Source organism: Streptomyces sp. NPDC014870 (genome assembly GCF_043081505.1).
In the GTDB taxonomy this organism is placed as follows: Bacteria; Actinomycetota; Actinomycetes; order Streptomycetales; family Streptomycetaceae; genus Streptomyces.
Genome location: NZ_JBIBWQ010000006.1, coordinates 227,907 through 250,233, shown reverse-complemented (window position 1 = coordinate 250,233; position 22,327 = coordinate 227,907). Strand labels below are relative to the sequence as shown.

Genomic DNA, 22,327 nt, shown 5'->3' with positions numbered 1-22,327 from the left:
CCCGAAAGTAACTGCCAGGTCAAGGATCTGAGCAGGAATCGGCGCTTCAGGTCGTCGCCGACGCCACCTGTGGCCAGTGGTCCTGGAGGGTTCTGACGGTCTCGGTGATCGCCGGGCGACGGGCCGCGCCGGTGCGCCAGAGGGCGTGCAGCCGGCGCCTCGGCACCGGGTCGAGCCGGACCGGGGTCACCTCGGGCGCGCAGCGCCCCGCGCCCGAGGCGCGGCACGAGCGCGATCCCGAGGCCGGCCGCGACCAGGGCGACCTGGGTGTGGTTCTCCTCCGCCTGGTGGACGACGTGCGGCTCGCGGCCGGTCGACCGCAGGGTCTGCATCAGCCAGTCGTGGCAGACCGACCCCGGCGGCTGGGTGATCCACCGCTCCTCCGCCAGCTCCTCCCGCCGCACCGACGCCCGGGCCGCCAGCGGATGGTCGTGCGGTACGAGGACGTCGCACAGGTCGTCGCCGATCACCGCCTGGTCGAGTCCGGGCGGGGACGGCATCGGGGAGATGTCCCAGTCGTGGGCCACGGCCAGGTCGATCACTCCCCGCCCGACCAGCTCGATCGAGAGATGCGGGTCGATCTCCGTGAGGCGGGCGTCGAGCGCGGGGTGACGGGCCGCCAGGTCGGCGAGGACCCGGGGCATCAGGCCACGCGCGGCGCTCGCGAAGCAGCCGATGGAGAGCCGCCCCGCGGGCAGCCCGCGGCGCTCTTCGAGCCGTACCTCCGCCTCCTCGACGAGCGACAGCAACCGCTCGGCCGTGGCCGCCAGTTGGTACGCCTCGTCGGTGAGCCTGACGCCGCGGCCGCGGCGTTCGAGCAGGGTCGTCCGGGTCTCCCGCTCCAGCTTGGCGATCTGCTGGGAGACGGCCGACGGGGTGTACCCGAGGGCGGCGGCCGCGGCGCCGACGGAGCCGTGGACGGAGACGGCGTGGAGGGCGCGCAGGCGGCCGAGATCGAGCATGGTCGGGCGCTCCTGGGGGCTTCTCGGGGTGACTTGGATGAAGCGTTGCTTCATCCAATCATGAAGAGATACGCGCTGGTGCTACACGTTCGCGATGGGTGACGCTCTTCCCATGCGCCCTGCCCACGTCGCCCTGGCCGAGCTCGTCGCCGCCGTCTGGGGAGTCAACTTCGTCGTCATCGAGATCGGCCTCGACCACTTCCCGCCGCTGCTCTTCTCCGCCCTCCGCTTCCTCGTCGCCGCGCTGCCCGCCGTGTTCCTGGTCGGCCGTCCGACGGTCGCGTGGAAGTGGATCGTGGGGGTCGGACTCGCCCTGGGCGTCGCGAAGTTCGGGCTGCTCTTCACGGGCATGGACCTCGGCGCGCCGGCGGGCCTCTCCTCGCTGATCCTGCAGATCCAGGCGGTCTTCACGGCGCTGTTCGCCTTCCTCGCGCTCGGCGAGCGGCCGGGGAAGGTGAAGATCGCGGGCATGGCCGTCGCGCTCGCGGGCATCGGTGTCGCGGCGGTCGACGAGGGCGCGTCAGGACCCCTGGTGGGCTTCGCGCTGTGCGTCGCGGCGGCGGCCTGCTGGGGCGTCTCCAACGTCCTGACCCGCAAGGCGGCCCCGCCCGACGCGCTCAACTTCATGGTCTGGGTCAGCACCGTGCCCGTCCTGCCGCTGCTCGCCCTCTCCCTCCTCCTGGAGGGTCCGGAGCGCGGCCTCCAAGCGCTGCGCGGCCTCGACTGGACCGGCGTGGGCGTCGTCGTCTACTGCGCCTGGGTCGTCACCGTCTTCGGCTTCGGCGCCTGGGGATGGCTCCTGCGCCGCTACCCGGCGTCCTCGGTGGCCCCCTTCTCGCTGCTCGTCCCGGTCTTCGGGATGTCGTCGGCGGCGCTGTTCCTCGACGAGAGCGTCACCCCACTGCGCTGGTGCGCGGCGGCGCTCCTGGTGGGGGGAGTGGCGCTGACGTCGCTGTCGCGGGGGGGCGAGGCGGGGGAGCGGCGGTGGTGGCTCGGCCCCCGCCGCCCGTGTCCGTCAGCGGTCGTCGCGCGGGAACCCGTCCGTCGTGACGACGATCTCGCGCCCCTGAAGCGGCAGGACCAGGTCCTCGCCGAAGGCGATCTGCTCCTGCTCGCCATAGGTCCCGGTGCGGGTGGGGCGGCTGTGGATCGTGCAGGTGCTGTCGGAGGGGTCGATGATCACGTAGAGCGGGATGCCGCACTCGGCGTACATGCGGAGCTTCTTGGTGAAGTCGTTGTCCCGAGTGCTCTTCGAGACGACCTCCAGGACGGCCTCAAGGCTGTGCCACTCGAACCGCCCGCGCGCGTTGCGCTCGGACCCGGGGGCGACGACGGCCAGATCCGGTGCGTAGCCGTAGAGGTGCGACGGGAAATCGATCATGACATCCGAGAGCAGCTTGCCGTGCCCGGCGAGCTGCTTCTTGATCTGAGGCGCGGCTTCCAGAAGGATGTCCGACTGGCTCTCGCCCTGCGGCGTCATGATGATCTTGCCCTCCGTGATCTCCACGCGGTAGCCGCCAGGCAGGTTGACGCCGTCCAGTACGTCCCAGGCGCTCTGAACGTCCATCACTATCGTCGTCATGCGGTCCTCCGTATGCCGTTACTTCCTACGATAGCGGGCACTCACCCCCGCGGCCGGGCCGTCGACGCCCGGACCAGGAGTTCCGCCGGGATCGTCGTCACGCCGCCCGGCGGGGGGTCCTCCGTGCCCACCGCGAGGCGGCCCGCGCGGGCGCCCGCCTCGTGGAGGGGGAGCCGTACGGTCGTCAGGGCCGGGACCGCGTCGATCGAGAACGGCAGGTCGTCGAAGCCCGCCACCGAGACGTCCTCCGGTATCCGCAGACCCCGGTCCCGCAGCGCCGCGCACGCGCCCAGCGCGACCGTGTCGTTGGCGGCGAGGACCGCCGTCAACGCCGGCTCCCTGCGCAGGAGTTCGAGCGTCGCGTCGTAGCCGGAGCGGCGGTCGTACGGGCCGTGCACCACCGGCCCCTCGGGCAGCCCGGCCGCCGCCAGCGCGTCCCGGTGGCCCTCCAGGCGGTGCCGGGTCGTCGTCCGGTCCGCGGGCCCCGCCACGTACCCGATCCGCTGGTGGCCCAGCGAGAGCAGGTGCTCCGTGAGCCGCCGCGCGCCCGCCCGGTTGTCGAAGGTGAGCGCCGCCACGCTCGCGTCCCCCGCCACCGGCGGCCGGCCGCACAGCACGATCCGGGTCCCCGCGTCCGTCAGCTTCGCGAGCTTCGTCGACACCGCCGCCACGTGGTCCGGGTCCTCCAGCGCCCCGCCCGTCATGATCACGGCGGCGGCGCGCTGCCGCTGGAGCAGCGTGAGGTAGGTGAGCTCGCGCTCCGGGGAGCCGCCCGTGTTGCAGACGACGGCCAGTTTCTCGCCACCCGCCCGGCCCGGCGCCCCTTCGCCGATCGCGCTCTGCGCCGCGCCCGCCATGATCCCGAAGAAGGGGTCGGCGATGTCGTTGACGAGGATGCCGATCAGGTCGGAGGTGGCGGCGGCCAGCGAGCTCGCCGGCCCGTTCAGGACGTAGTCCAGCTCGTCCACCGCCCGCAGCACCCGCTCCCGGGTGGAGGCGGCGACCGGGTAGTTGCCGTTCAGGACGCGGGAGACGGTGGCGGGGGACACCTGGGCACGCGCGGCCACATCCGACAGCGTGACGGTCATCGCGTACCTCCGGAAAGCACGGGCGGGAGCCGGGTCGGGAGCCGGGGCGGGGGCGTCGAGGCGAGTCCGGCGGACCCCTTGTCCGGTGTGTTGTCGGCAGGCTAGCGTCTCCGTTCGTAGAAAGCGCTTTCTGTTAGAGCTTGTGTACGTGATGGAGGCACCTTCGTGACACGCAGGACGGTCCGTATCGCCATGAACGGCGTCACCGGACGCATGGGATACCGCCAGCACCTCGTCCGCTCGATCCTCGCCCTGCGCGAGCAGGGCGGCCTCGACCTCGGCGACGGCACGACCCTCTGGCCGGAACCCGTCCTCGTCGGCCGCCGCGAGCACGCCCTGCGCGCGCTCGCCGAGCGGCACGGGCTCACCGAGTGGTCCACCGACCTGGACGCCGTCCTCGCCGACGACTCCGTGGAGGTCTACTTCGACGCCCAGGTCACCTCGGCCCGCGTCGAGGCCATACGCAAGGCCGTCGCCGCCGGCAAACACGTCTACACCGAGAAGCCCACGGCCGGTGACCTCGCGGGCGCGCTCGACCTGGCCCGGCTCGCCACCGAGAAGGGCGTCAAGCACGGCGTCGTCCAGGACAAGATCTTCCTGCCGGGCCTGCTCAAGCTGAAGCGCCTGATCGACGGCGGCTTCTTCGGCCGGATCCTCTCCGTGCGCGGCGAGTTCGGCTACTGGGTCTTCGAGGGCGACTGGCAGGACGCGCAGCGCCCCAGCTGGAACTACCGCGCCGAGGACGGCGGCGGCATCGTCGTCGACATGTTCCCGCACTGGGAGTACGTCCTCCACGAGCTCTTCGGCCGGGTCACGAGCGTCACCGCGCACGTCGCCACGCACGTACCGGAGCGCTGGGACGAGGAGGGCAAGCCCTACGCCGCGACCGCCGACGACGCCGCGTACGGCATCTTCCAGCTGGAGGGCGGCGCGGTCGCCCAGATCAACTCCTCCTGGACGGTCCGCGTCAACCGCGACGAGCTGGTGGAGTTCCAGGTGGACGGCACGCACGGCTCCGCCGTCGCCGGGCTGCGCAACTGCCGCGTCCAGCACCGCTCGGCCACCCCGAAGCCGGTCTGGAACCCGGACATCCCGGCGACCGAGCCCTTCCGCGAGCAGTGGCAGGAGGTCCCGGACAACGCCGCGTTCGACAACGGCTTCAAGGCGCAGTGGGAGCTGTTCCTGCGCCACGTCGTCCTCGACGAGCCGTACCACTGGGACCTGCTCGCGGGCGCGCGCGGCGTGCAGCTCGCCGAACTGGGGCTGCGCTCCTCCGCCGAGGGCGTCCGCCTCGACGTCCCGGAGGTCCACCTGTGATCCGGCTGCCCGACGCGTCCGGCGGGACGCGGGAGTACCACCCGCGCCCCGCCCGCACCCCGGCCCCCGGGCGCGGCGCCCTGACCTCCCGTACGGTCTTCTCCGCGGCCCATGTCGTCGCCGACCCGTACGCCGACACCACCCCCGACGGGCCGGCCGCCGTCGACTGGGACGCCACGCTCGCCTTCCGCCGCCACCTCTGGTCGCACGGCCTGGGTGTCGCGGAGGCCATGGACACCGCCCAGCGCGGGATGGGCCTCGACTGGGCGGGCGCGGCCGAGCTGATCCGCCGCTCGGCGGCCGAGGCGAAGGCGGTCGGTGGTCGGATCGCCTGCGGTGTGGGCACGGACCAACTGACCTGCACCGCCGACCTGGTGACGATCCGCGCGGCGTACGAGGAGCAGCTCGCCCTCGTCGAGGACGCGGGCGCCCAGCCGATCCTCATGGCCTCGCGCGCGCTCGCGGCCGCGGCCCGGGGCCCGGAGGAGTACCTGGACACGTACACCCACCTCCTGCGCCAGGCGGGCGAGCCGGTGATCCTGCACTGGCTCGGCCCGATGTTCGACCCGGCGCTCGGCGGGTACTGGGGCTCGGCCGACCTCGACACGGCGACCGACACCTTCCTGGAGGTCATCGCGGCCCACCCGGACAAGGTCGACGGCATCAAGGTCTCCCTCCTCGACGCCCGGCGCGAGGTCGAGCTGCGCCGCCGCCTCCCGCAGGGCGTGCGCTGCTACACGGGCGACGACTTCCACTACCCCGAGCTGATCGCGGGCGACGACCAGGGCTTCAGCCACGCCCTGCTCGGCATCTTCGACCCGCTGGGCCCCCTGGCGGCGGAGGCCGTGCGGATCCTGGACACGGGCGACGCGAAGGGGTTCCGGGAGCTGCTCGACCCGACCGTGGAGCTGTCCCGGCACCTCTTCGAGGCGCCGACCCGCTTCTACAAGACGGGAGTCGTGTTCCTGGCCTGGCTCGCGGGCCACCAGGACCACTTCACGATGGTCGGCGGCCTGCAGTCGGCGCGCTCGCTGTCGCACCTGGCCCGGGCGTACGAACTGGCCGACGGGCTCGGTCTGTTCCCCGATCCGCAGCGCGCGGAGGCGCGGATGAGGTCCCTTCTGGCGGTGTACGGAGTCGAGCGGTGAGCCTGCTTTCGCGTTTCAGCATCAACCAGATGACCGTGAGGCAACTGTCCCTGCCGGAGCTGGTGGAGCACTGCGTGCGGCTCGGTGTCCCGGGCGTCGGCCTGTGGCGGGAGCCGGTCGCGGAGTACGGCCTGGAGGCGGCGGCGAAGCTCGTGCGCGACGCGGGCCTGACGGTCACCTCGCTCTGCAGGGGCGGCTTCTTCACGACGGCGGACTCGCTGGACGACAACCGCGCCGCGATCGACGAGGCGGCGGCCCTCGGCACGGACACCCTGGTCCTGGTCTCGGGCGGCCTCGCCCCGGGCAGCCGCGACCTGGCGGCGGCCCGCGCCCGGATCACGGACGCGATCGCCGAACTCGCCCCGTACGCGGGGGAGCGGGGCGTCCGGCTCGCGATCGAGCCCCTCCACCCGATGTACGCGGCGGACCGCTGCGCGGTCTCCACCCTGGACCAGGCCCTGGAGATCGCCGAGCGCTTCCCCGCCTCGCAGGTGGGCGTGGTCGTCGACACCTACCACGTCTGGTGGGACGACCGGGCCCCGGCGGCGGTCGCCCGCGCGGGCGCGGCGGGCCGCGTCCACGCCTTCCAACTGGCCGACTGGACCACCCCCTTGCCGGCCGGCGTCCTCACCGGCCGTGGCCGTCTCGGCGCCGGTGCGATCGACCTCCGGCGGTGGCGCACCCTCGTCGAGGCGGCCGGGTACACGGGCCCGATCGAGGTGGAGCTCTTCAACGACGAGCTGTGGGCCGGGGACGGGGTGGAGGTGCTGGAGGAGACGGTGGCCGACTTCGTACGAGAGGTGGGCTGACCTTCCGGGGCGCGTGGGCCCGGGCGGGGGCCGCCGCGGGCTACCTCCTCGGGCCGCTCAGGATGTCGCCCAGGCCGCCGGCGCCGCCCGCCCCGCCGCCCGCGCCCGTCTTCCTGCTCGCCGCGCGCTTGGTGATCACGGCGAGGACCACGGGGACCAGCAGCTCGATCGCGCGGGAGACCGTCGCCGCCGGGATGCCCGTCCGCTTGGCGACCACGGTGGCCGCGGGCTTCGCGAGCTTGCCGAGCACCCCGGCCATCAGGCCGCCGCCCACCAGGCCGCCGAAGCCCGCCACGCCCTGGAGCGGCGGCTCGGCGGAGGCCACCTCCTCGAAGGCCTGCCGTACCTCGTCCGCGCTGGCGGGCTCGGACGCCGCCTGCCGCAGCTCTCCGTCGAGCGCGGAGACCGAGTCGCCCACGAGCTCCTGCGCCCCGGCCGCGTCCGTGCCGAGCAGCGTGGCGATCTCCTGGAGCCGGTCGTCGCCCAGCTCGTGCAGCACGTCGTCCTGGAACGATTCATCACTCATGCCGGAAACGCTACGGTTCCTCGGTCGGCTCGGCACGTCGAAGCCCCGCCCGCCGGAGCGGGCCCGCACACACGCCTTCGGGGCTGTCCGGGCGGGGCTGCCAGGACCACGGCGACCGCGCAACGCATGGTGTGGGTGGTCAGATCCGCTTCCGTGACTCCCGTGGTGGCCAGGCCACACCCCCATCACACGCTGCGTGCCGCCGTCACCGCCCCATTCGACTGCCGCTTGTCCGCCTACCGGGCCGCAGGCGCCGAACTCGGCCCAGGCGCGACGGAGACCCCGCGTGGCCACACTCGGAGAGAGGGCGGCCCGCGGCTCAGAAGCCGACGGAGACCGGTCAGTCGTTGAGCCCCGCGACGAACGTCGCCCATGAGGAGGCCGAGAAGACCAGGGCGGGGCCGGTGGGGTTCTTGCTGTCCCGGACGGGCACGCCGACGTGGCCACGGGCGACCTCAAGGCATTCACCCTGGCTGCCGCCGCTGTAACTGGACTTGAACCACCCGAACAGGACGGACGAGTCGGAGACGGTGTGCTCGCTACTGACCATGTACGTGTTCCTCTGCTGCCGACCTGACGAGGGCCAGTGACTCCTGCTGCGACAACGCGTCGCTCAGTGCAAGAGCGTAGGCCGTGTGGCTGGCGACCACTAGCGCCGGATCATCCATCAGGTTGCCGGTCAGGAATCCTTCCACGTAGGCAACCGGGGCGGAGTCCTGGAAGCTCATGAGAGTCAGCAAGCTCTCCATGAGCGCGTGCGCCCCGGCGCTGTTCGGCAGCACATGCAGCCGGATCCGTCCGGCCTCGGCCAAGTCTGCGATCTTGACGAGCTGTTCCGCCATGACTCGGCGTCCACCGACCCTGCGCCGAAGTACCGCTTCGTCCAGAAGTGTCCAGATGGCTGGCTTCAGCTCCCCGTCGAGCAGGCGGGAACGCCTTGTTCGGATGACAACGGCCTCGTCAAGTTCAGCTGCGGTGTGGTTCGGCCGGTACGCCCGGAACAAGGCGTGCGCGTACTCAGGCGTCTGGAGCACTCCCGGTACCAGCGCGAGCGCGAACTGTTGGATCACGGTGGCCTGTTGCTCCAACTCGGCCACGGAGGCGAAATACTCCTCGTACTTCGACCCCAAGTCCTCCAGCCATCGCGCGAAGAACCCGTCCGTCCCGAGCGCCCGGTCCACCCGTCGCGCGTCGTCGGGCTTGGGGAGTCTTCTGCCCGCCTCGAAGTGACTGATCAGCGTGGGCGAGCAGACGACCAGATCGCCAAGTGCCTCCTGCGTGAGGCCGGCCGCTACCCGCCGCAGCCTCAACTCCTCCCCGTACTTCTCACGCGGTGTACGCGGCTTACGGCGCTGCTCCATGCGACCAACTCCCCAACCTGACGGGTGTGCTGTCAAGCCTCCGGTACTGGAAGCGTAGCCATGCCCGACCCCACTCTGTGAGGAGTTCGACACACAACGCGACGAAAGAGGACTCAAGGTGAAGGACTTCCTCTCCCGGCTCGTCAGCCGGATCCGGCGCCGGACCGCCGACCCGGGGACGTACGTCCACCCGTACTCCTGTCCCTACATCGGTGGGCCGACCCGCCACGGGTCCGGTGAGCGGCCGTTGCGTGGTGAGGACAGTCCGCTCGTCCGCCCGTACCTGCTGGCGCACGAGAAGCGGCAGAAGCGGCGGCGCGTGCTGCTGATCGCCGCGCACGGGCCGGAGATCCGCCCCGGCGTGGAGGTGGCCGCGTGACCGGCGAGGCGCGGTTGCTGCCCTGGACGGGGGAGGAGGGCAAGCCGTGCTACTTGGTCGGCGACGGGGACGGTTACCTGTCGCGGCTCGCGGACGGCATCGAGAGCGTCCAGCTCGGTATGGCGGGCGACCTGTTGGGCCACGCCGACGAGCTGCTCGCCGAGCGGCGGGCGAGCGGCGGCGAGTTGCGCTATCTCGCCCTCCGGCTCGCCGAGTCGCTGCGGGACATCAAGCGGGTCGCGGAGAGCCGAGGGGCCCGTCTCGGAGGGTGATGAGGGTGCGCAGGGCTGTCGCCCCGCCCACCCGCACGCGATGTCCGTGCCCTTCGCTACCTTCGGTCCATGTCCAACGAGGGTCGGGGTCACGGTCACGCGGTGGTCGAAGGGGTGCTGGAGCGGATCACGTACGCCAACGAGGAGAGCGGGTACACGGTCGCCCGCGTCGACACCGGGCGCGGTGGCGGCGATCTCCTCACGGTCGTCGGGGCGCTGCTCGGGGCCCAGCCGGGGGAGTCGCTGCGGATGGAGGGGCGTTGGGGCTCCCATCCGCAGTACGGCAGACAGTTCACGTGCGAGAACTACACGACGGTGCTGCCCGCCACCATCCAGGGCATCCGCCGCTATCTCGGCTCCGGGCTCGTCAAGGGCATCGGTCCCGTCTTCGCCGACCGCATCACCCGGCACTTCGGCCTGGACACCCTCGACATCCTGGAGGCGGAGCCCGCGCGCCTGATCGAGGTGCCGGGCCTCGGGCCCAAGCGGACGAGGAACATCACGGCCGCGTGGGAGGAGCAGAAGGCCATCAAGGAGGTCATGGTCTTCCTCCAGGGCGTCGGCGTCTCCACCTCCATCGCCGTGCGCATCTACAAGAAGTACGCGGACGCCTCGATCTCCGTCGTCCGCAACCAGCCCTACCGGCTCGCCGCCGACGTCTGGGGCATCGGCTTCCTCACCGCCGACCGGATCGCCCAGGCCGTCGGCATCCCGCACGACAGCCCCGACCGGGTCAGGGCCGGACTGCAGCACGCCCTGTCGCAGTCCAGCGACCAGGGCCACTGCTTCCTGCCCGAGGAGCGGCTCATCGCGGACGCGGTGAAGCTGCTCCAGGTCGACACCGGCCTCGTCATCGAGTGCCTCGCCGACCTCGCCGCGGATCCGGAAGGGGTCGTACGGGAGTCGGTGCCGGGGCCCGAGGGCGAGCCCGTCACGGCCGTGTACCTGGTGCCGTTCCACCGCGCCGAGCTGTCCCTCGCCGGACAGGTCCGCCGGCTGCTGCGTGCCGAGGAGGACCGCATGCCCGGCTTCCAGGACGTCGCCTGGGACAAGGCGCTCGCCTGGCTCGCCGACCGCACCGGGGCCTCCCTCGCGCCCGAGCAGGAGGAGGCGGTGCGGCTCGCCCTGACCCGTAAGGTCGCCGTGCTCACCGGCGGCCCGGGGTGCGGCAAGTCGTTCACGGTCCGCTCGATCGTGGAGCTGGCCCGGGCCAAGCGGGCCAAGGTCGTGCTCGCCGCGCCCACCGGCCGGGCCGCCAAGCGCCTCGCCGAGCTGACCGGCGCCGAGGCGTCGACCGTCCACCGCCTCCTGGAGCTGAAGCCCGGCGGGGACGCGGCCTACGACCGGGACCGGCCGCTCGACGCCGACCTGGTCGTCGTCGACGAGGCGTCCATGCTCGACCTGCTCCTCGCCAACAAGCTGGTCAAGGCGGTGGCACCCGGTGCCCACCTCCTCCTCGTCGGGGACGTGGACCAGCTGCCCTCGGTCGGCGCGGGCGAGGTGCTGGGCGACCTGCTGGCGCCCGAGAGCCCGGTGCCGGCCGTCCGGCTGACCCGGATCTTCCGCCAGGCCCAGCAGTCAGGGGTGGTCACCAACGCCCACCGCATCAACGCCGGGCAGGCGCCCGTCACCACCGGGCTGCCGGACTTCTTCCTCTTCGTGGAGGACGAGACCGAGGACGCCGCCCGGGTCACCGTCGAGGTCGCGGCCCGGCGACTTCCCGCCAAGTTCGGCCTCGATCCGCGCCGGGACGTGCAGGTCCTCGCGCCCATGCACCGGGGCCCGGCCGGCGCGGGCGCGCTCAACGGGCTGCTTCAGCGGGCCGTCACACCCGCCCGCCCCGACGTCCCCGAGAAGCGGTTCGGCGGCCGGGTCTTCCGCGTCGGCGACAAGGTCACCCAGATCCGCAACAACTACGAGAAGGGCGAGAACGGCGTCTTCAACGGCACGGTCGGCGTCGTGACCTCGCTCGACACCGTCGAACAGCGACTGACCGTCCGCACGGACGAGGACGAGGAGGTGCCGTACGACTTCGACGAGCTGGACGAACTGGCCCATGCCTACGCCGTCACGATCCACCGCTCCCAGGGCAGCGAGTACCCGGCGGTCGTGATCCCCGTCACCACCAGCGCGTGGATGATGCTCCAGCGGAACCTGCTGTACACGGCCGTCACCCGGGCGCGGAAGCTCGTCGTCCTGGTCGGTTCGCGCAAGGCGATCGCCCAGGCCGTACGCACGGTTTCCGCAGGCAGACGCTTCACCGCACTGGCCCACCGGCTCTCGGCAGCCAGGTGAGCGGCCGTGCGGCGGCCGGGTGGCGACGGTGTGAAAGACCACCCCGGACTTCCCCGAACGGGGCGAAGGGGGCAAGATGAGCAGGTTGACGGCACTGAGTGCCGCCAATTGGCCCAATGGTCGACCCCGAGTGCACTCTCCTGAGCCAAATGGGGGATGGTAGAGACAGTCAGGGCACCTCGAAGAAGAGGCACTACGTCGGTGAGGGATGACGTGAGCGACAACTCTGTAGTACTGCGGTACGCGGACGGTGAATACACCTACCCGGTGGTCGAGAGCACCGTCGGTGACAAGGGCTTCGACATCGGGAAGCTCCGAGCCCAGACCGGTCTGGTCACCCTGGACAGCGGATACGGCAACACCGCCGCCTATAAATCCGCCATCACCTACCTCGATGGCGAGCAGGGCATTCTGCGGTACCGCGGCTACCCCATCGAGCAGCTGGCGGAGCAGTCCACCTTCCTCGAGGTGGCCTCCCTGCTGATCAACGGTGAGCTTCCCAAGGTCGACGAGCTGGCGTCCTTCCAGAACGAGATCACCCAGCACACGCTGCTGCACGAGGACGTCAAGCGCTTCTTCCAGGGCTTCCCGCGTGATGCCCACCCGATGGCGATGCTCTCCTCGGTGGTCTCCGCGCTGTCCACCTTCTACCAGGACAGCCACAACCCGTTCGACGAGACGCAGCGTCACCTCTCGACGATCCGGCTGCTCGCCAAGCTGCCGACGATCGCGGCGTACGCCTACAAGAAGTCGATCGGCCACCCCTTCGTCTACCCGCGCAACGACCTCGGGTACGTCGAGAACTTCCTGCGCATGACCTTCTCGGTCCCGGCCCAGGAGTACGAGCTCGACCCGGTCGTGGTCTCGGCGCTCGACAAGCTGCTGATCCTGCACGCGGACCACGAGCAGAACTGTTCGACCTCCACGGTCCGTCTGGTCGGTTCGAGCCAGGCGAACATGTTCGCCTCGATCTCCGCCGGCATCTCGGCCCTGTGGGGCCCGCTGCACGGTGGCGCCAACCAGTCGGTCCTGGAGATGCTCGAGGGCATCAAGGCCAACGGCGGCGACGTCGACTCCTTCATCAACAAGGTGAAGAACAAGGAGGACGGCGTCCGCCTGATGGGCTTCGGCCACCGGGTGTACAAGTCCTTCGACCCGCGCGCCAAGATCATCAAGGCGGCGGCGCACGACGTCCTCTCCGCGCTCGGCAAGTCCGACGAGCTGCTGGACATCGCGCTCAAGCTGGAGGAGCACGCGCTCTCCGACGACTACTTCGTCTCGCGCAACCTCTACCCGAACGTGGACTTCTACACGGGCCTCATCTACCGCGCGATGGGCTTCCCGACCGAGATGTTCACCGTGCTCTTCGCGCTCGGCCGCCTTCCGGGCTGGATCGCCCAGTGGCACGAGATGATCAAGGAGCCGGGCTCCCGCATCGGCCGCCCGCGCCAGATCTACACCGGCGAGGTCCTGCGCGACTTCGTCCCGGTCGAGGGCCGCTGACGCCTGACCTCGTCACGAGGCGACGAACGAAAAGCGCCCCGCTGTCGATCCCCCCACGGGTCGACGAGCGGGGCGCTTTCCATATCCCCGGTGCGGATTCCCCCCACGGGATCCGGGCCGGGCGTCTGCCGGGTTCAGCAGAAGCTACGCGGGTCTGCGGCGGTCTGCCGGGGTACGTACGTACGGGAGGGCCGCTCAAAGCTCCCCGGTGCACGTGCCCCGGCCAACGCTGCTGCCTGGGACGTCCCCCAAGACATCCCATGAACGTCCCCCAAGACGTTCTTGGCATCGCCCACTTAGACTCGCGAACGGCCCGAATGGTTACCCCCAAATATCTGTGATCTAGGTCTCTTTGTGAAGGTCCTGTGCGTCACGTGTAGGTGAATTCACGTGAAGCGCCGAAGTCGCAGGCTGTTTGTCACGACAAAGACGGACGAAAAGGCCATGGCCAATCCGGCGATCATCGGGTTCAGCAGGCCGAGAGCGGCCAGCGGGAGCGTCGCCACGTTGTAACCGAAGGCCCATCCCAGGTTTCCCTTGATCGTGGCCAGGGTCCGGCGGGCGAGCCGGATGGCGTCCGCCGCCACCCGTAGGTCCCCACGGACCAGCGTCAGATCGCTCGCCTCGATCGCGGCGTCCGTCCCGGTGCCCATCGCCAGGCCCAGATCGGCGGTGGCCAGCGCGGCGGCGTCGTTCACGCCGTCCCCGACCATCGCGACCGTCCGGCCCTCCGCCTGGAGGCGGCGGACCACCTCGACCTTCTCCTCCGGCAGGACCTCGGCGAAGACCCGGTCCGCGTCGATGCCGACCTCGGCCGCCACCGTCTCGGCCACCGTCCGCCCGTCCCCGGTCAGCAGCACCGGCGTCAGGCCCAGGGCGCGCAGCCGCGTGACCGCCTCCGCGCTGGTCTCCTTCACGGCGTCGGCGACCGTCAGCTCCCCGCGCGCCCGTCCGTCCCAGGCGACCAGGACGGCCCCCGGCTCGGTCACCTCCGAAACGCCCTCGACGCCCTCGGCCTCCAGGAGCGCCTGGCGGCCCACCAGGACGGCGTGCCCGTCGACGCTGCCGCGCACCCCGAGCCCGGGCACGTTCGCGAACGAGGTCGGCACGGGAAGCTCGCCGAGCTTCTCGGCGGCGCCCGCCGCGACCGCCCGGGCCACCGGGTGCTCGGAGGCGTGCTCAAGGGCGCCCGCGAGGCGCAGCAGCTCGGCCTCGTCCACGCCCTCGTACGCGTACACCTTCGTCAGCCGCATCCGGCCCGTCGTGACCGTGCCGGTCTTGTCGAGGACGACCGTGTCGACGCGCCGGGTGGACTCCAGGACCTCGGGGCCCTTGATCAGGATGCCGAGCTGCGCACCACGCCCGGTGCCGACCATGAGCGCGGTCGGCGTGGCGAGGCCGAGCGCGCAGGGGCAGGCGATGATCAGTACGGCGACGGCGGCGGTGAACGCGCCGGTGGTGTCCTCGACCACGAACAGCCAGGTCAGCAAGGTGGCGAGGGCGATGTAGAGGACGACGGGCACGAAGACGGCGGAGATCCGGTCGGCGAGCCGCTGGACCTCGGCCTTGCCGTTCTGGGCGTCCTCGACCAGCTTGGCCATCCGGGCCAGCTGGGTGTCGGCGCCGACCCGGGTCGCCTCGACGACGAGACGTCCCGAGGTGTTGAGGCAGCCGCCGGTGACCGGGTCGCCGGCGGTCACGTCGGCCGGTACGGACTCGCCCGTGAGCAGCGAGGCGTCCACGGCGGAGGCGCCCTCGACCACCGTCCCGTCGGTGGCGATCTTCTCGCCGGGGCGGACGACGAAGCGGTCCCCGGCCCGCAGCTCGGCCACCGGGACCCGTACCTCCGTACCTCCCCTGAGGACCGCCACGTCCTTGGCGCCGAGCCGCATCAGGGCGCGCAGCGCCGAGCCGGCCTTCCGCTTGGCGCGGGCCTCCAGATACCGGCCGAGGAGGATGAAGGTGGTGACCCCGGCCGCGACCTCCAGGTAGATGGCCGAGGTGCCGGCGGCGGCGCGGTCGACGGTGAGGTCGAAGCCGTGGCGCATGCCGGGCATGCCCGCGTCTCCGAGGAACAGGGCCCACAGGGACCAGCCGAAGGCGGCCAGTGTGCCGACGGAGACGAGGGTGTCCATGGTCGCGGCGCCGTGCCGCAGATTGGTCCAGGCGGCGCGGTGGAACGGCAGCCCGCCCCAGACGACGACCGGCGAGGCGAGGGTGAGGGAGAGCCACTGCCAGTTGTCGAACTGGAGGGCCGGGACCATGGCGAGCAGGACGACCGGGGCGGACAGTACGGCCGAGACGGTCAGCCGGTGCCGCAGCGCGGTGAGTTCGGGGTCCTCCGTCGGGGTGTCCGACGGCTCGGGGTCCGGGTCCGGCGGCGCGGGTTCCTCGGCGGTGTAGCCGGTCTTGACGACCGTCGCGATCAGGTCGGCGACCGCCGTCTCCGGAGTGTGTGCGATCCGCGCCTTCTCCGTCGCGTAGTTGACGGTGGCCGTGACGCCTTCCATCCGGTTGAGCTTCTTCTCGACGCGGGCGGCGCAGGAGGCGCAGGTCATCCCGCCGATGACGAGCTCGGTGACATGCTCGGTCGTCTGCGTGGCGGGCGCGGGGCTCGGAGTCATGTGCGGATCCAAAGGGGAGCAGGGCCGTACGCGTAACGGTACGGCCCTGCCCGGGTGGTGCGTGAGCCGGTCCCGGCCAGGTGTGGGGCCGGGGTCGTCCCGGCCTCAGGCGTGGCGCCGGGCCGAGGGCCGTCCGGCCTCAGGCCTGGTGCGGGGCCAGGGGCCGTCCGGCCTCAGGCCTGGTCGACCAGCTCGTAGCCGGCCTCGTCGACGGCGGCGCGGACGGCCTCGACGTCGAGGGCGGCCGCGGAGACCACGGTGACCTGGCCGGTGGAGGCCACGGCCTTGACGGAGGAGACACCGGCGATCTCGGAGATCTCGCTGGAGACCGCGCCCTCGCAGTGCCCGCAGGTCATCCCCTTGACCTGGTACACGGTGGTGAGTTCGGTCGTCGTCTCGGCGGTCATGACGGTCTCCTCTTCGAGAGGTCGTGCTGGTGCGGACTCGTACAGAACCACAGTTTATACCCCTAGGGGGTATGACTTCCAGTCGGGCGCCGGTCGCGCCCCGTGCGGGTGGGTGACCCTATGGTAGATACCCCGATATGTCGCATTCGGGGACCACTCTGATCCTGATCATGTCGATCGCCGTCCTGGCGCCGCTCCTCGCCTATGCGGTGGGCCGCAGGCTGCCCGTCCCACTCGTCATCTTCGAGATCCTGCTCGGCATCCTCATCGGCCCCGACGTCCTCGGCTGGGCGCACACGGACGCGCTCATCGACGGACTCTCGGAGCTCGGCCTCGCGATGCTGATCTTCCTCGCGGGGTACGAGATCGAGTTCGGGAAGGTGCGGGGCGACACGCTCACCCGCTCGGTGTGGGCGTGGCTGATCGCCCTGGCGCTCGGCCTCGGGGCCGGCTGGCTCCTCGGCGACGGGTTCCACAACGGCGTCTTCATCGGCGTCGCGCTCACCAGCACCGCGCTCGGCACGGTGCTGCCGGTGCTGCGGGACGCGGGGGATCTGCAGGGCCGGTTCGGCTCGGTGGTGATGGCGTTCGGCGCGGTGGGGGAGTTCGGGCCGATCATCGCGATGGCGCTGCTCCTGAGCGGCCGCGGCGCGGCCGAGTCGACGGCGCTCCTCGCCGTCTTCGCGGCCCTCACGGCGGGAGCCGTCTTCTGGGCGCTGCGGCCGAGTCCGCCGTGGTTCTCGTCGGTCGTCCGCAAGACCCTGCACAGCAGCGCCCAGTTCGCGGTCCGCTTCGTCTTCCTGCTGCTCGCGCTGATGCTGGGCGCCTCGCAGGCGCTCGGGCTCGACGTGCTGCTCGGCGCGTTCGCGGCCGGAATGATCACCCGGCTCGTCCTGGCCGGGGCCGCGCCGGAGGCGGGTCCCGCGATCCTGGAGAAGGTGGAGGCGGTCGGCTTCGGCTTCCTGGTGCCGGTCTTCTTCGTCGTCACCGGTATCGAGTTCGACCTGGCCTCGCTCCTCGACGGCGGTCGGACGCTGCTCCTGCTGCCGCTCTTCCTGCTGCTCTTCCTCCTGGTGCGCGGCGGCCCCGTCTGGTTCCTGGCCCCCGACGACCTGACCCGCAAGGAGCGCGGCGCGCTGGTGCTCTACGAGTCCACCGCGCTGCCGCTCGTCGTCGCGATCACCACCATCGGCGTGGACGACAAGGCGCTGTCGGAGGGCGAGGCCGCGGCGCTGGTGGGGGCCGGCATGGTCTCGGTCCTGGTCTTCCCGCTCGTCGCCCTGAAGATCCGGGCGGGCGCCGGCGAGAAGGCGCTGCCGAAGGAGGCGATCAGGGGGTCGGAGTCGTGGTGAGGGCCTGCCGGGGGGCGAGGGCGGAGCCGACGATCGGGTCCAGGTAGCGGAAGAGCACCCGCTTCAGCTCGGCGGAGGTGGCGTCCCGCTCCGGACCCTCGGGCGCGGCGAGAACCAGGGCGAGGCCGCCCTTGAACACGGCGAAGGTCATGTCGGCGACCAGGGCGCGCTCGGCCTGCGGCATGTCGGGGATGTAGACCCCCAGCAGGTCCCGGATGCGGGCGAGCAGCGAGACGTGCAGGGCGTCGTGCTCCTCGGCGATCCGGCCGGGGACGTCGGAGCCGTGCATCAGGGCGAGGAAGGCCGGGTTCTGGCAGTTGAACTCGATCATCGGGTCGACGACCGCGTCGAGCATCTCGGGCAGCGGCAGCGCGAGGTTCTCCGCGGAGAAGGCCTGGCCGTGGGCCTCCCGCATCTCGTGCATGAGGCGGTCGCCCAGCTCGATCGCGATGGCCTCCTTGTTCGGGAAGTACTGGTAGAGCGTGCCCGGCGAGACGTGCGCCTCGCGGGCGATGGCATTGGTGCTGGCCGCGGTGTAGCCGCTGGTGCAGAAGACGTTCGCGGCGGCCTGGAGCAGCTGCGCGATGCGGCGCTCGCCGCGCGCCTGGCGGCGGCGCGGCTTGGGTTCCTCGGACATGGCTGTCCACAGCCTCCTCGACGCGATTGACAAACGCGAGTGGTCGCTCGCATTCTTGAGAAACGCGAGCGGTCGCTCGTGTTTGCCAGTTTATGGCAATGGTCGACCCATGCGGCCTGCCGGGGAACGGAGCGCATGGGTCAGGTGAAGGGGACACCGCGTCATGGCCGAAGTCAAGAACGCAGCGACCGCCCAGGGCGGCCCGCCGGGTGGTTCACCGGGCGGTGCGCCGGGTGGTCCACCGGGCGGACCGGGGGGTGGTTCACCCGCCGGGGGGTGGACCCGGTTCGTGACGGCCAGGCCGCGCCTGTCCCTGCTGGTCGCGCTCGTGATCACCGCACTGGCCGTGCTCGCGGGCGGCGGCGTCGCCGACCGGATGGGCAGCGGCGGCTGGGAGGACCCGGACGCCGAATCCACGTACGCGACGCGGGTCCTGGAGCGGGAGTTCCCCGCCTCCCAGCCCAACCTGCTGCTGCTCGTCGACGCGGGGGAGCGCCGGGTCGACGATCCGGCCGTGGCCGCCGAGGCCCGGCGGCTCGCCGAGCGGCTCGACGCCGAGCAGGGGGTGAGCGGCATCGGCTCCTACTGGGGGACCGGGGCCCCGGCCCTGCGCTCCGAGGACGGCCGGCAGGCCGTGATCGCCGCCCGCGTGGAGGGCGACGAGAAGGCGGCCGGGGAGATCCTGAAGCGGATCGCCCCGGAGTACCGGGGGACGCACGGGTCGGTCGAGGTCTCCGTCGGCGGGTCGCTGGCCGTGCAGCGCGAGATGGAGACGGTGATCCAGGAGGACCTGCTGCGGGCCGAGCTGATCGCCCTGCCCGTGACGCTCGTCCTGCTCGTCATGGTCTTCGGCAGCGCGGTCGCCGCCCTGCTGCCGCTGGGGATCGGCATCGTGGCCATCCTGGGGACGAACGCGGTGCTGCGCGGTCTCACCGAGTTCACCGACGTCTCCGTCTTCGCCCAGAACCTCACCACCGCTCTGGGGCTCGGACTCGCCATCGACTACGCCCTGTTCGTGGTCCGCCGCTTCCGCGAGGAGCTCGGGACCGGGGCCGACCCCCTGACCGCGATCGGCACCACGCTGCGCACCGCAGGCCGGACGGTCCTCTTCTCGGCGCTCACCGTGGCCGTCTCGCTCGCCGCGATGCTCGTCTTCCCGCAGTACTTCCTGCGCTCCTTCGCCTACGCGGGCATCGCCGTCGTGCTGCTCGCCGCGGCGGCCGCGTTGACCCTGCTGCCGGCCGCGCTGCTGCTGCTCGGCGACCGGGTCAACGCGCTCGACCTGCGCCGCCTGTTCCGCCGCCGCGGCACGACCGGCCCCGAGGCCGAGACCGGCCCCAAGGCCGAGGCCGCCGAGGCGGGGGCGGGCTGGGCGCGCACGGCGGCGCTGGTGATGCGGCGGGCGCCGGTGTTCGCCGTGGCGACGGCGACCGGTCTGATCCTCCTCGGACTGCCCTTCCTGGGCGTGAACTTCGGCACCGTCGACGACCGCCAGCTGCCCACCACCGCCGAGTCCCGGGTGGTCCAGGACGAACTGCGCGCGGGCTTCCCCGGCAACCCCGGCGGCGGGCTCACCGTCCTCGCCGAGGGCGCCGCCACTCCGGAGGCCTACGCCGGGTACCGCGAGCGGATCCAGGCGCTCGACGGGATCATGCGGGTGGACGGACCCGTGACCGCCGGCACGGGCGGCGGGGCCACGACCCACGCCTACTTCACGGTGGTGCCCGAGGGTGAGGGCGTCGGCGAGACCGCCCAGCGGGTGGTGGGCGAACTGCGCGCCGCACCGGCCCCGTTCGACACCTCGGTGACCGGCCAGGCCGCCGTCCTCGTCGACTCCAAGGACGCCATCGGCGACCGGCTGCCCTGGGCGCTGGCGATCATCGTGGTCGTCACCCTGGTCCTGGTCTTCCTGCTGACCGGCAGCGTGGTGATCCCGATCCAGGCCGTCGTCCTCAACGCCCTCAGCCTCACGGCGATGTTCGGCGCGGTGGTCTGGGTCTTCCAGGACGGCCATCTGTCGGGGCTGCTCGGCTTCACACCGACCGGCGACATCGAGACGAACCTGCCGGTGCTGATGTTCTGCGTCGCCTTCGGACTCTCCATGGACTACGGCGTGTTCCTGCTCTCCCGGATCAAGGAGGAGTACGACGCGACGGGCGACCACGACCACGCGGTCCGCTTCGGGCTGAGCCGCACCGGCGGCCTCATCACCGCGGCCGCCGTGATCCTCGCCGTCGTCATGGTGGCCATCGGCACCTCCCGGGTGACCAACACCAAGATGCTGGGCCTCGGCGTCGCGCTCGCCGTCCTGATGGACGCGATGGTGGTCCGCAGCCTGCTCGTCCCCGCGGTCATGAAACTGACCGGCCGCCTGACCTGGTGGTCCCCGCCCCCGCTGCGCCGCTTCCACGCCCGCTTCGGCATAAGCGAGAGCGACACCCCGAAGACACCGCCCTCCACCCCGACACCCGAACGGGAGAGGGAGCCGGTCGGAGGCTGACCCCGAGTTCGCGCCGTCCCGCAGGGCCGGTCCCGCCGACACGCCAGGTGTCGGTGGGACCGTGCGGCGGGCGGGCGGGCGGGCCGGGTGGCGGGGCGGGTCAGTCGCGGCGGTTGCGGTTGCCGGGGCGGTTGGCGACCCAGGAGTGGATCGTGTCCGCGTACCAGTAGGGCTTGCCCGACTCGACGTGGTCGGGCGGCGGCAGCAGGCCGTGCTTCCGGTAGGAGCGGACGGTGTCCGGCTGCACCTTGATGTGCGCGGCGATGTCCTTGTACGACCAGAGCCTTCTGTCCGTCATGTGCGGCACCTCCCTACCCGCCTCGCAGCGGCGCGGCGGGGGTGCCGTTCGGGGGAGCTGCGGGGGCGGACGCTGGCGATCACCCAGCCTGTGCCCCTTGCAACGACCCCTTCCAACGGGAGGGGAGCGGCTGTCGAGCGGCTGTGACGTAAAGCCCGCGTAATGGAGATATGTGTGACGACAGGAGGACGGATGTGACGTAAGTGACGCATGGTCACATCGGCGTGGCGTGCGGCGCTACGGAAGCTCCTACGCTCCGCAGGAGCGCAGGAAGCGGCGGGTGCGGACCGCGATCGGATACGGCCTGTCGGGCTCGCACGGGTACATGTCCTGCTCGACGATGGCGAAGAGGTCCACGTCGAGCGCCTGGGCCGCAGCCAGGACCGGTTCCAGCGCGGGCACCCCCGAGGGCGGCTCGCACATCACGCCCCGGGCCACGGCCGGCCCGAACGGCACCCCGTCGGCGACCACCCCGGCGAGGACCTCCGGGTCGACCTGCTTGAGGTGGAGGTAGCCGATCCGCTCGCCGTACGTCTCGATCAGCTTGACGCTGTCGCCGCCGCAGTACGCGTAGTGCCCGGTGTCCAGGCAGAGGGAGACCAGGTCCGGGTCGGTGGCGTCCAGGAACCGGGCCACGTTCTCCTCGCTGTCGACATGCGTGTCCGCGTGCGGGTGGACGACGATCCGCAGCCCGAACCGGTCCCGCACCTCACGGCCCAGACGCTCGGTCAGACCGGTCAGATCGCGCCACTGTTCGGCGGTGAGCGTGCGGTCCTCCAGGACCTCGCCCGTCTTGTCGTCACGCCAGAAGGACGGGATGACGACCAGGTGCTCGGCGCCCATCGCCCGGGCGAGCGCCGCGTTGTCCGCGACATGGGCCCAGGTCCTGTCCCACACGGCCGGGCCGTGGTGCAGCCCGGTGAAGACCGTGCCCGCCGAGACCCGCAGACCCCGACGGCCCGTCTCCTCGGCCAGAACGGCCGGATCGGTGGGGAGATAGCCGTACGGGCCGAGCTCGATCCAGGTGTACCCGGCGTCGGCGACCTCGTCGAGGAAGCGCTGCCAGGGGACCTGCCGGGGGTCGTCGGGGAACCAGACGCCCCAGGAGTCGGGGGCGGAGCCGATACGGATGCGGGACAGCGGCGACGGCTTCGTCATGGGAGCCACCTTGACCGCGCCCGGAACGGCGCGTCAAGACGCGCCGAGGCGCTCGTCCGAATGTAAGGACATAGCGTTGACAGGGTTCGGGACGGACGACTAGACCTGG

At 71.6% G+C, this 22,327-nt stretch carries 19 protein-coding genes and 2 pseudogenes; 10 read left to right on the top strand and 11 right to left on the bottom strand.

The window, feature by feature from the left end; translation table 11 throughout:
- Positions 1 to 46: 46 nt before the first annotated feature.
- Positions 47 to 962, bottom strand: a pseudogene (locus ACF09C_RS19110) (LysR family transcriptional regulator).
- A 112-nt stretch (positions 963 to 1,074) separates the two neighbouring features.
- On the opposite strand from ACF09C_RS19110, the pseudogene ACF09C_RS19105 reads away from it, so the two are divergent.
- Positions 1,075 to 1,992 (top strand): annotated as a pseudogene (locus ACF09C_RS19105) (EamA family transporter); the annotation flags it as partial.
- On the opposite strand, the gene ACF09C_RS19100 reads toward ACF09C_RS19105, so the two are convergent.
- Positions 1,978 to 2,442 carry a Uma2 family endonuclease gene (locus ACF09C_RS19100; protein WP_392092992.1) on the bottom strand — a complete coding sequence of 155 codons (465 nt, stop codon included), beginning with the start codon at positions 2,440 to 2,442 and terminating at the stop codon, positions 1,978 to 1,980. The pseudogene ACF09C_RS19105 and the gene ACF09C_RS19100 overlap by 15 nt on opposite strands.
- 143 nt (positions 2,443 to 2,585) lie before the next feature.
- Positions 2,586 to 3,632 (bottom strand): LacI family DNA-binding transcriptional regulator, encoded by a 1,047-nt coding sequence (locus ACF09C_RS19095; RefSeq protein ID WP_392092633.1) that lies wholly within the window; start codon positions 3,630 to 3,632, stop codon positions 2,586 to 2,588.
- Between the two features lie 165 nt (positions 3,633 to 3,797).
- On the opposite strand from ACF09C_RS19095, the gene ACF09C_RS19090 reads away from it, so the two are divergent.
- The 3 genes from ACF09C_RS19090 to ACF09C_RS19080 are packed head-to-tail and all read left to right on the top strand — an operon-like array spanning position 3,798 to position 6,906.
- Entirely contained in the window at positions 3,798 to 4,949 is a 1,152-nt protein-coding gene (locus ACF09C_RS19090; protein ID WP_392092631.1) for a Gfo/Idh/MocA family protein, read from the top strand.
- The gene (locus ACF09C_RS19085) at positions 4,946 to 6,097 is read left to right on the top strand and encodes a dihydrodipicolinate synthase family protein (RefSeq protein WP_392092629.1); all 1,152 of its coding nucleotides are present in this window, start codon (positions 4,946 to 4,948) and stop codon (positions 6,095 to 6,097) included. The genes ACF09C_RS19090 and ACF09C_RS19085 overlap by 4 nt, the downstream gene beginning before the upstream one ends.
- A gap of 29 nt (positions 6,098 to 6,126) precedes the next feature.
- The gene (locus ACF09C_RS19080) at positions 6,127 to 6,906 is read left to right on the top strand and encodes a sugar phosphate isomerase/epimerase family protein (protein ID WP_392092627.1); all 780 of its coding nucleotides are present in this window, start codon (positions 6,127 to 6,129) and stop codon (positions 6,904 to 6,906) included.
- A gap of 40 nt (positions 6,907 to 6,946) precedes the next feature.
- Here ACF09C_RS19080 and ACF09C_RS19075 read toward each other — a convergent pair whose 3' ends face one another.
- The 3 genes from ACF09C_RS19075 to ACF09C_RS19065 all read right to left on the bottom strand — a co-directional run bounded on the left by ACF09C_RS19075 (position 6,947) and on the right by ACF09C_RS19065 (position 8,793).
- Positions 6,947 to 7,432 carry a DUF937 domain-containing protein gene (locus ACF09C_RS19075; protein WP_392092625.1) on the bottom strand — a complete coding sequence of 162 codons (486 nt, stop codon included), beginning with the start codon at positions 7,430 to 7,432 and terminating at the stop codon, positions 6,947 to 6,949.
- A gap of 340 nt (positions 7,433 to 7,772) precedes the next feature.
- Positions 7,773 to 7,982: a DUF397 domain-containing protein gene (locus ACF09C_RS19070; protein ID WP_392092624.1), complete on the bottom strand. Its 210-nt coding sequence runs from the start codon at positions 7,980 to 7,982 to the stop codon at positions 7,773 to 7,775.
- Positions 7,972 to 8,793, bottom strand: coding sequence for a Scr1 family TA system antitoxin-like transcriptional regulator (locus ACF09C_RS19065; RefSeq protein ID WP_392092623.1), 822 nt, complete (start codon positions 8,791 to 8,793; stop codon positions 7,972 to 7,974). Before ACF09C_RS19065 ends, ACF09C_RS19070 begins: the two co-directional genes overlap by 11 nt.
- A gap of 118 nt (positions 8,794 to 8,911) precedes the next feature.
- Between ACF09C_RS19065 and ACF09C_RS19060 the strand changes: the two genes are divergently transcribed.
- From ACF09C_RS19060 to ACF09C_RS19045, 4 genes are all read left to right on the top strand, one after another.
- The gene (locus ACF09C_RS19060) at positions 8,912 to 9,172 is read left to right on the top strand and encodes a hypothetical protein (protein ID WP_392092621.1); all 261 of its coding nucleotides are present in this window, start codon (positions 8,912 to 8,914) and stop codon (positions 9,170 to 9,172) included.
- A complete protein-coding gene (locus tag ACF09C_RS19055) occupies positions 9,169 to 9,444 on the top strand; it encodes a hypothetical protein (protein WP_392092620.1) in 276 nt (91 codons plus the stop codon). The genes ACF09C_RS19060 and ACF09C_RS19055 overlap by 4 nt, the downstream gene beginning before the upstream one ends.
- A 69-nt stretch (positions 9,445 to 9,513) precedes the next feature.
- Positions 9,514 to 11,739, top strand: coding sequence for an ATP-dependent RecD-like DNA helicase (locus ACF09C_RS19050; protein WP_392092618.1), 2,226 nt, complete (start codon positions 9,514 to 9,516; stop codon positions 11,737 to 11,739).
- 213 nt (positions 11,740 to 11,952) lie between these two features.
- Positions 11,953 to 13,242 carry a citrate synthase gene (locus tag ACF09C_RS19045; protein WP_392092616.1) on the top strand — a complete coding sequence of 430 codons (1,290 nt, stop codon included), beginning with the start codon at positions 11,953 to 11,955 and terminating at the stop codon, positions 13,240 to 13,242.
- A 386-nt stretch (positions 13,243 to 13,628) separates the two neighbouring features.
- Here the strand turns inward: ACF09C_RS19045 and ACF09C_RS19040 are convergent, their stop codons facing one another.
- Positions 13,629 to 15,866 carry a heavy metal translocating P-type ATPase gene (locus ACF09C_RS19040; RefSeq protein WP_392092614.1) on the bottom strand — a complete coding sequence of 746 codons (2,238 nt, stop codon included), beginning with the start codon at positions 15,864 to 15,866 and terminating at the stop codon, positions 13,629 to 13,631.
- 173 nt (positions 15,867 to 16,039) lie between these two features.
- Complete coding sequence (locus ACF09C_RS19035; RefSeq protein ID WP_362424088.1) at positions 16,040 to 16,273, bottom strand: cation transporter; 234 nt, start codon at positions 16,271 to 16,273, stop codon at positions 16,040 to 16,042.
- A 137-nt stretch (positions 16,274 to 16,410) separates the two neighbouring features.
- Between ACF09C_RS19035 and ACF09C_RS19030 the strand changes: the two genes are divergently transcribed.
- Positions 16,411 to 17,625: a cation:proton antiporter gene (locus ACF09C_RS19030; protein ID WP_392092612.1), complete on the top strand. Its 1,215-nt coding sequence runs from the start codon at positions 16,411 to 16,413 to the stop codon at positions 17,623 to 17,625.
- Here ACF09C_RS19030 and ACF09C_RS19025 read toward each other — a convergent pair.
- The gene (locus tag ACF09C_RS19025; protein ID WP_392092610.1) at positions 17,603 to 18,262 is read right to left on the bottom strand and encodes a TetR/AcrR family transcriptional regulator; all 660 of its coding nucleotides are present in this window, start codon (positions 18,260 to 18,262) and stop codon (positions 17,603 to 17,605) included. The two genes, ACF09C_RS19030 and ACF09C_RS19025, sit on opposite strands and share 23 nt — an antisense overlap.
- Before the next feature lie 163 nt (positions 18,263 to 18,425).
- Here ACF09C_RS19025 and ACF09C_RS19020 point away from each other — a divergent pair, with 163 nt between their 5' ends.
- The gene (locus ACF09C_RS19020) at positions 18,426 to 20,762 is read left to right on the top strand and encodes an MMPL family transporter (protein WP_392092609.1); all 2,337 of its coding nucleotides are present in this window, start codon (positions 18,426 to 18,428) and stop codon (positions 20,760 to 20,762) included.
- A gap of 100 nt (positions 20,763 to 20,862) precedes the next feature.
- On the opposite strand, the gene ACF09C_RS19015 is transcribed toward ACF09C_RS19020, so the two are convergent.
- Together ACF09C_RS19015 and ACF09C_RS19010 are read right to left on the bottom strand one after the other, a co-directional pair.
- On the bottom strand, positions 20,863 to 21,060 hold the full coding sequence (locus ACF09C_RS19015; RefSeq protein ID WP_392092607.1) for a helix-turn-helix transcriptional regulator: 198 nt from the start codon (positions 21,058 to 21,060) through the stop codon (positions 20,863 to 20,865).
- A gap of 249 nt (positions 21,061 to 21,309) precedes the next feature.
- On the bottom strand, positions 21,310 to 22,218 hold the full coding sequence (locus tag ACF09C_RS19010; RefSeq protein ID WP_392092605.1) for a sugar phosphate isomerase/epimerase family protein: 909 nt from the start codon (positions 22,216 to 22,218) through the stop codon (positions 21,310 to 21,312).
- Positions 22,219 to 22,327 lie beyond the last annotated feature (109 nt).

Coding starts and splice junctions, on each gene's coding strand:
- ACF09C_RS19070 (WP_392092624.1), bottom strand. CDS start 7,982: ATGGTCAGTAGCGAGCACACCGTCTCCGACTCGTCCGTCCTGTTCGGG.
- ACF09C_RS19065 (WP_392092623.1), bottom strand. CDS start 8,793: ATGGAGCAGCGCCGTAAGCCGCGTACACCGCGTGAGAAGTACGGGGAG.
- ACF09C_RS19015 (WP_392092607.1), bottom strand. CDS start 21,060: ATGACGGACAGAAGGCTCTGGTCGTACAAGGACATCGCCGCGCACATC.
- ACF09C_RS19030 (WP_392092612.1), top strand. CDS start 16,411: ATGTCGCATTCGGGGACCACTCTGATCCTGATCATGTCGATCGCCGTC.
- ACF09C_RS19035 (WP_362424088.1), bottom strand. CDS start 16,273: ATGACCGCCGAGACGACGACCGAACTCACCACCGTGTACCAGGTCAAG.
- ACF09C_RS19080 (WP_392092627.1), top strand. CDS start 6,127: ATGACCGTGAGGCAACTGTCCCTGCCGGAGCTGGTGGAGCACTGCGTG.
- ACF09C_RS19010 (WP_392092605.1), bottom strand. CDS start 22,218: ATGACGAAGCCGTCGCCGCTGTCCCGCATCCGTATCGGCTCCGCCCCC.
- ACF09C_RS19040 (WP_392092614.1), bottom strand. CDS start 15,866: ATGACTCCGAGCCCCGCGCCCGCCACGCAGACGACCGAGCATGTCACC.
- ACF09C_RS19100 (WP_392092992.1), bottom strand. CDS start 2,442: ATGACGCCGCAGGGCGAGAGCCAGTCGGACATCCTTCTGGAAGCCGCG.
- ACF09C_RS19050 (WP_392092618.1), top strand. CDS start 9,514: ATGTCCAACGAGGGTCGGGGTCACGGTCACGCGGTGGTCGAAGGGGTG.
- ACF09C_RS19095 (WP_392092633.1), bottom strand. CDS start 3,632: ATGACCGTCACGCTGTCGGATGTGGCCGCGCGTGCCCAGGTGTCCCCC.
- ACF09C_RS19075 (WP_392092625.1), bottom strand. CDS start 7,432: ATGAGTGATGAATCGTTCCAGGACGACGTGCTGCACGAGCTGGGCGAC.
- ACF09C_RS19025 (WP_392092610.1), bottom strand. CDS start 18,262: ATGTCCGAGGAACCCAAGCCGCGCCGCCGCCAGGCGCGCGGCGAGCGC.
- ACF09C_RS19020 (WP_392092609.1), top strand. CDS start 18,426: ATGGCCGAAGTCAAGAACGCAGCGACCGCCCAGGGCGGCCCGCCGGGT.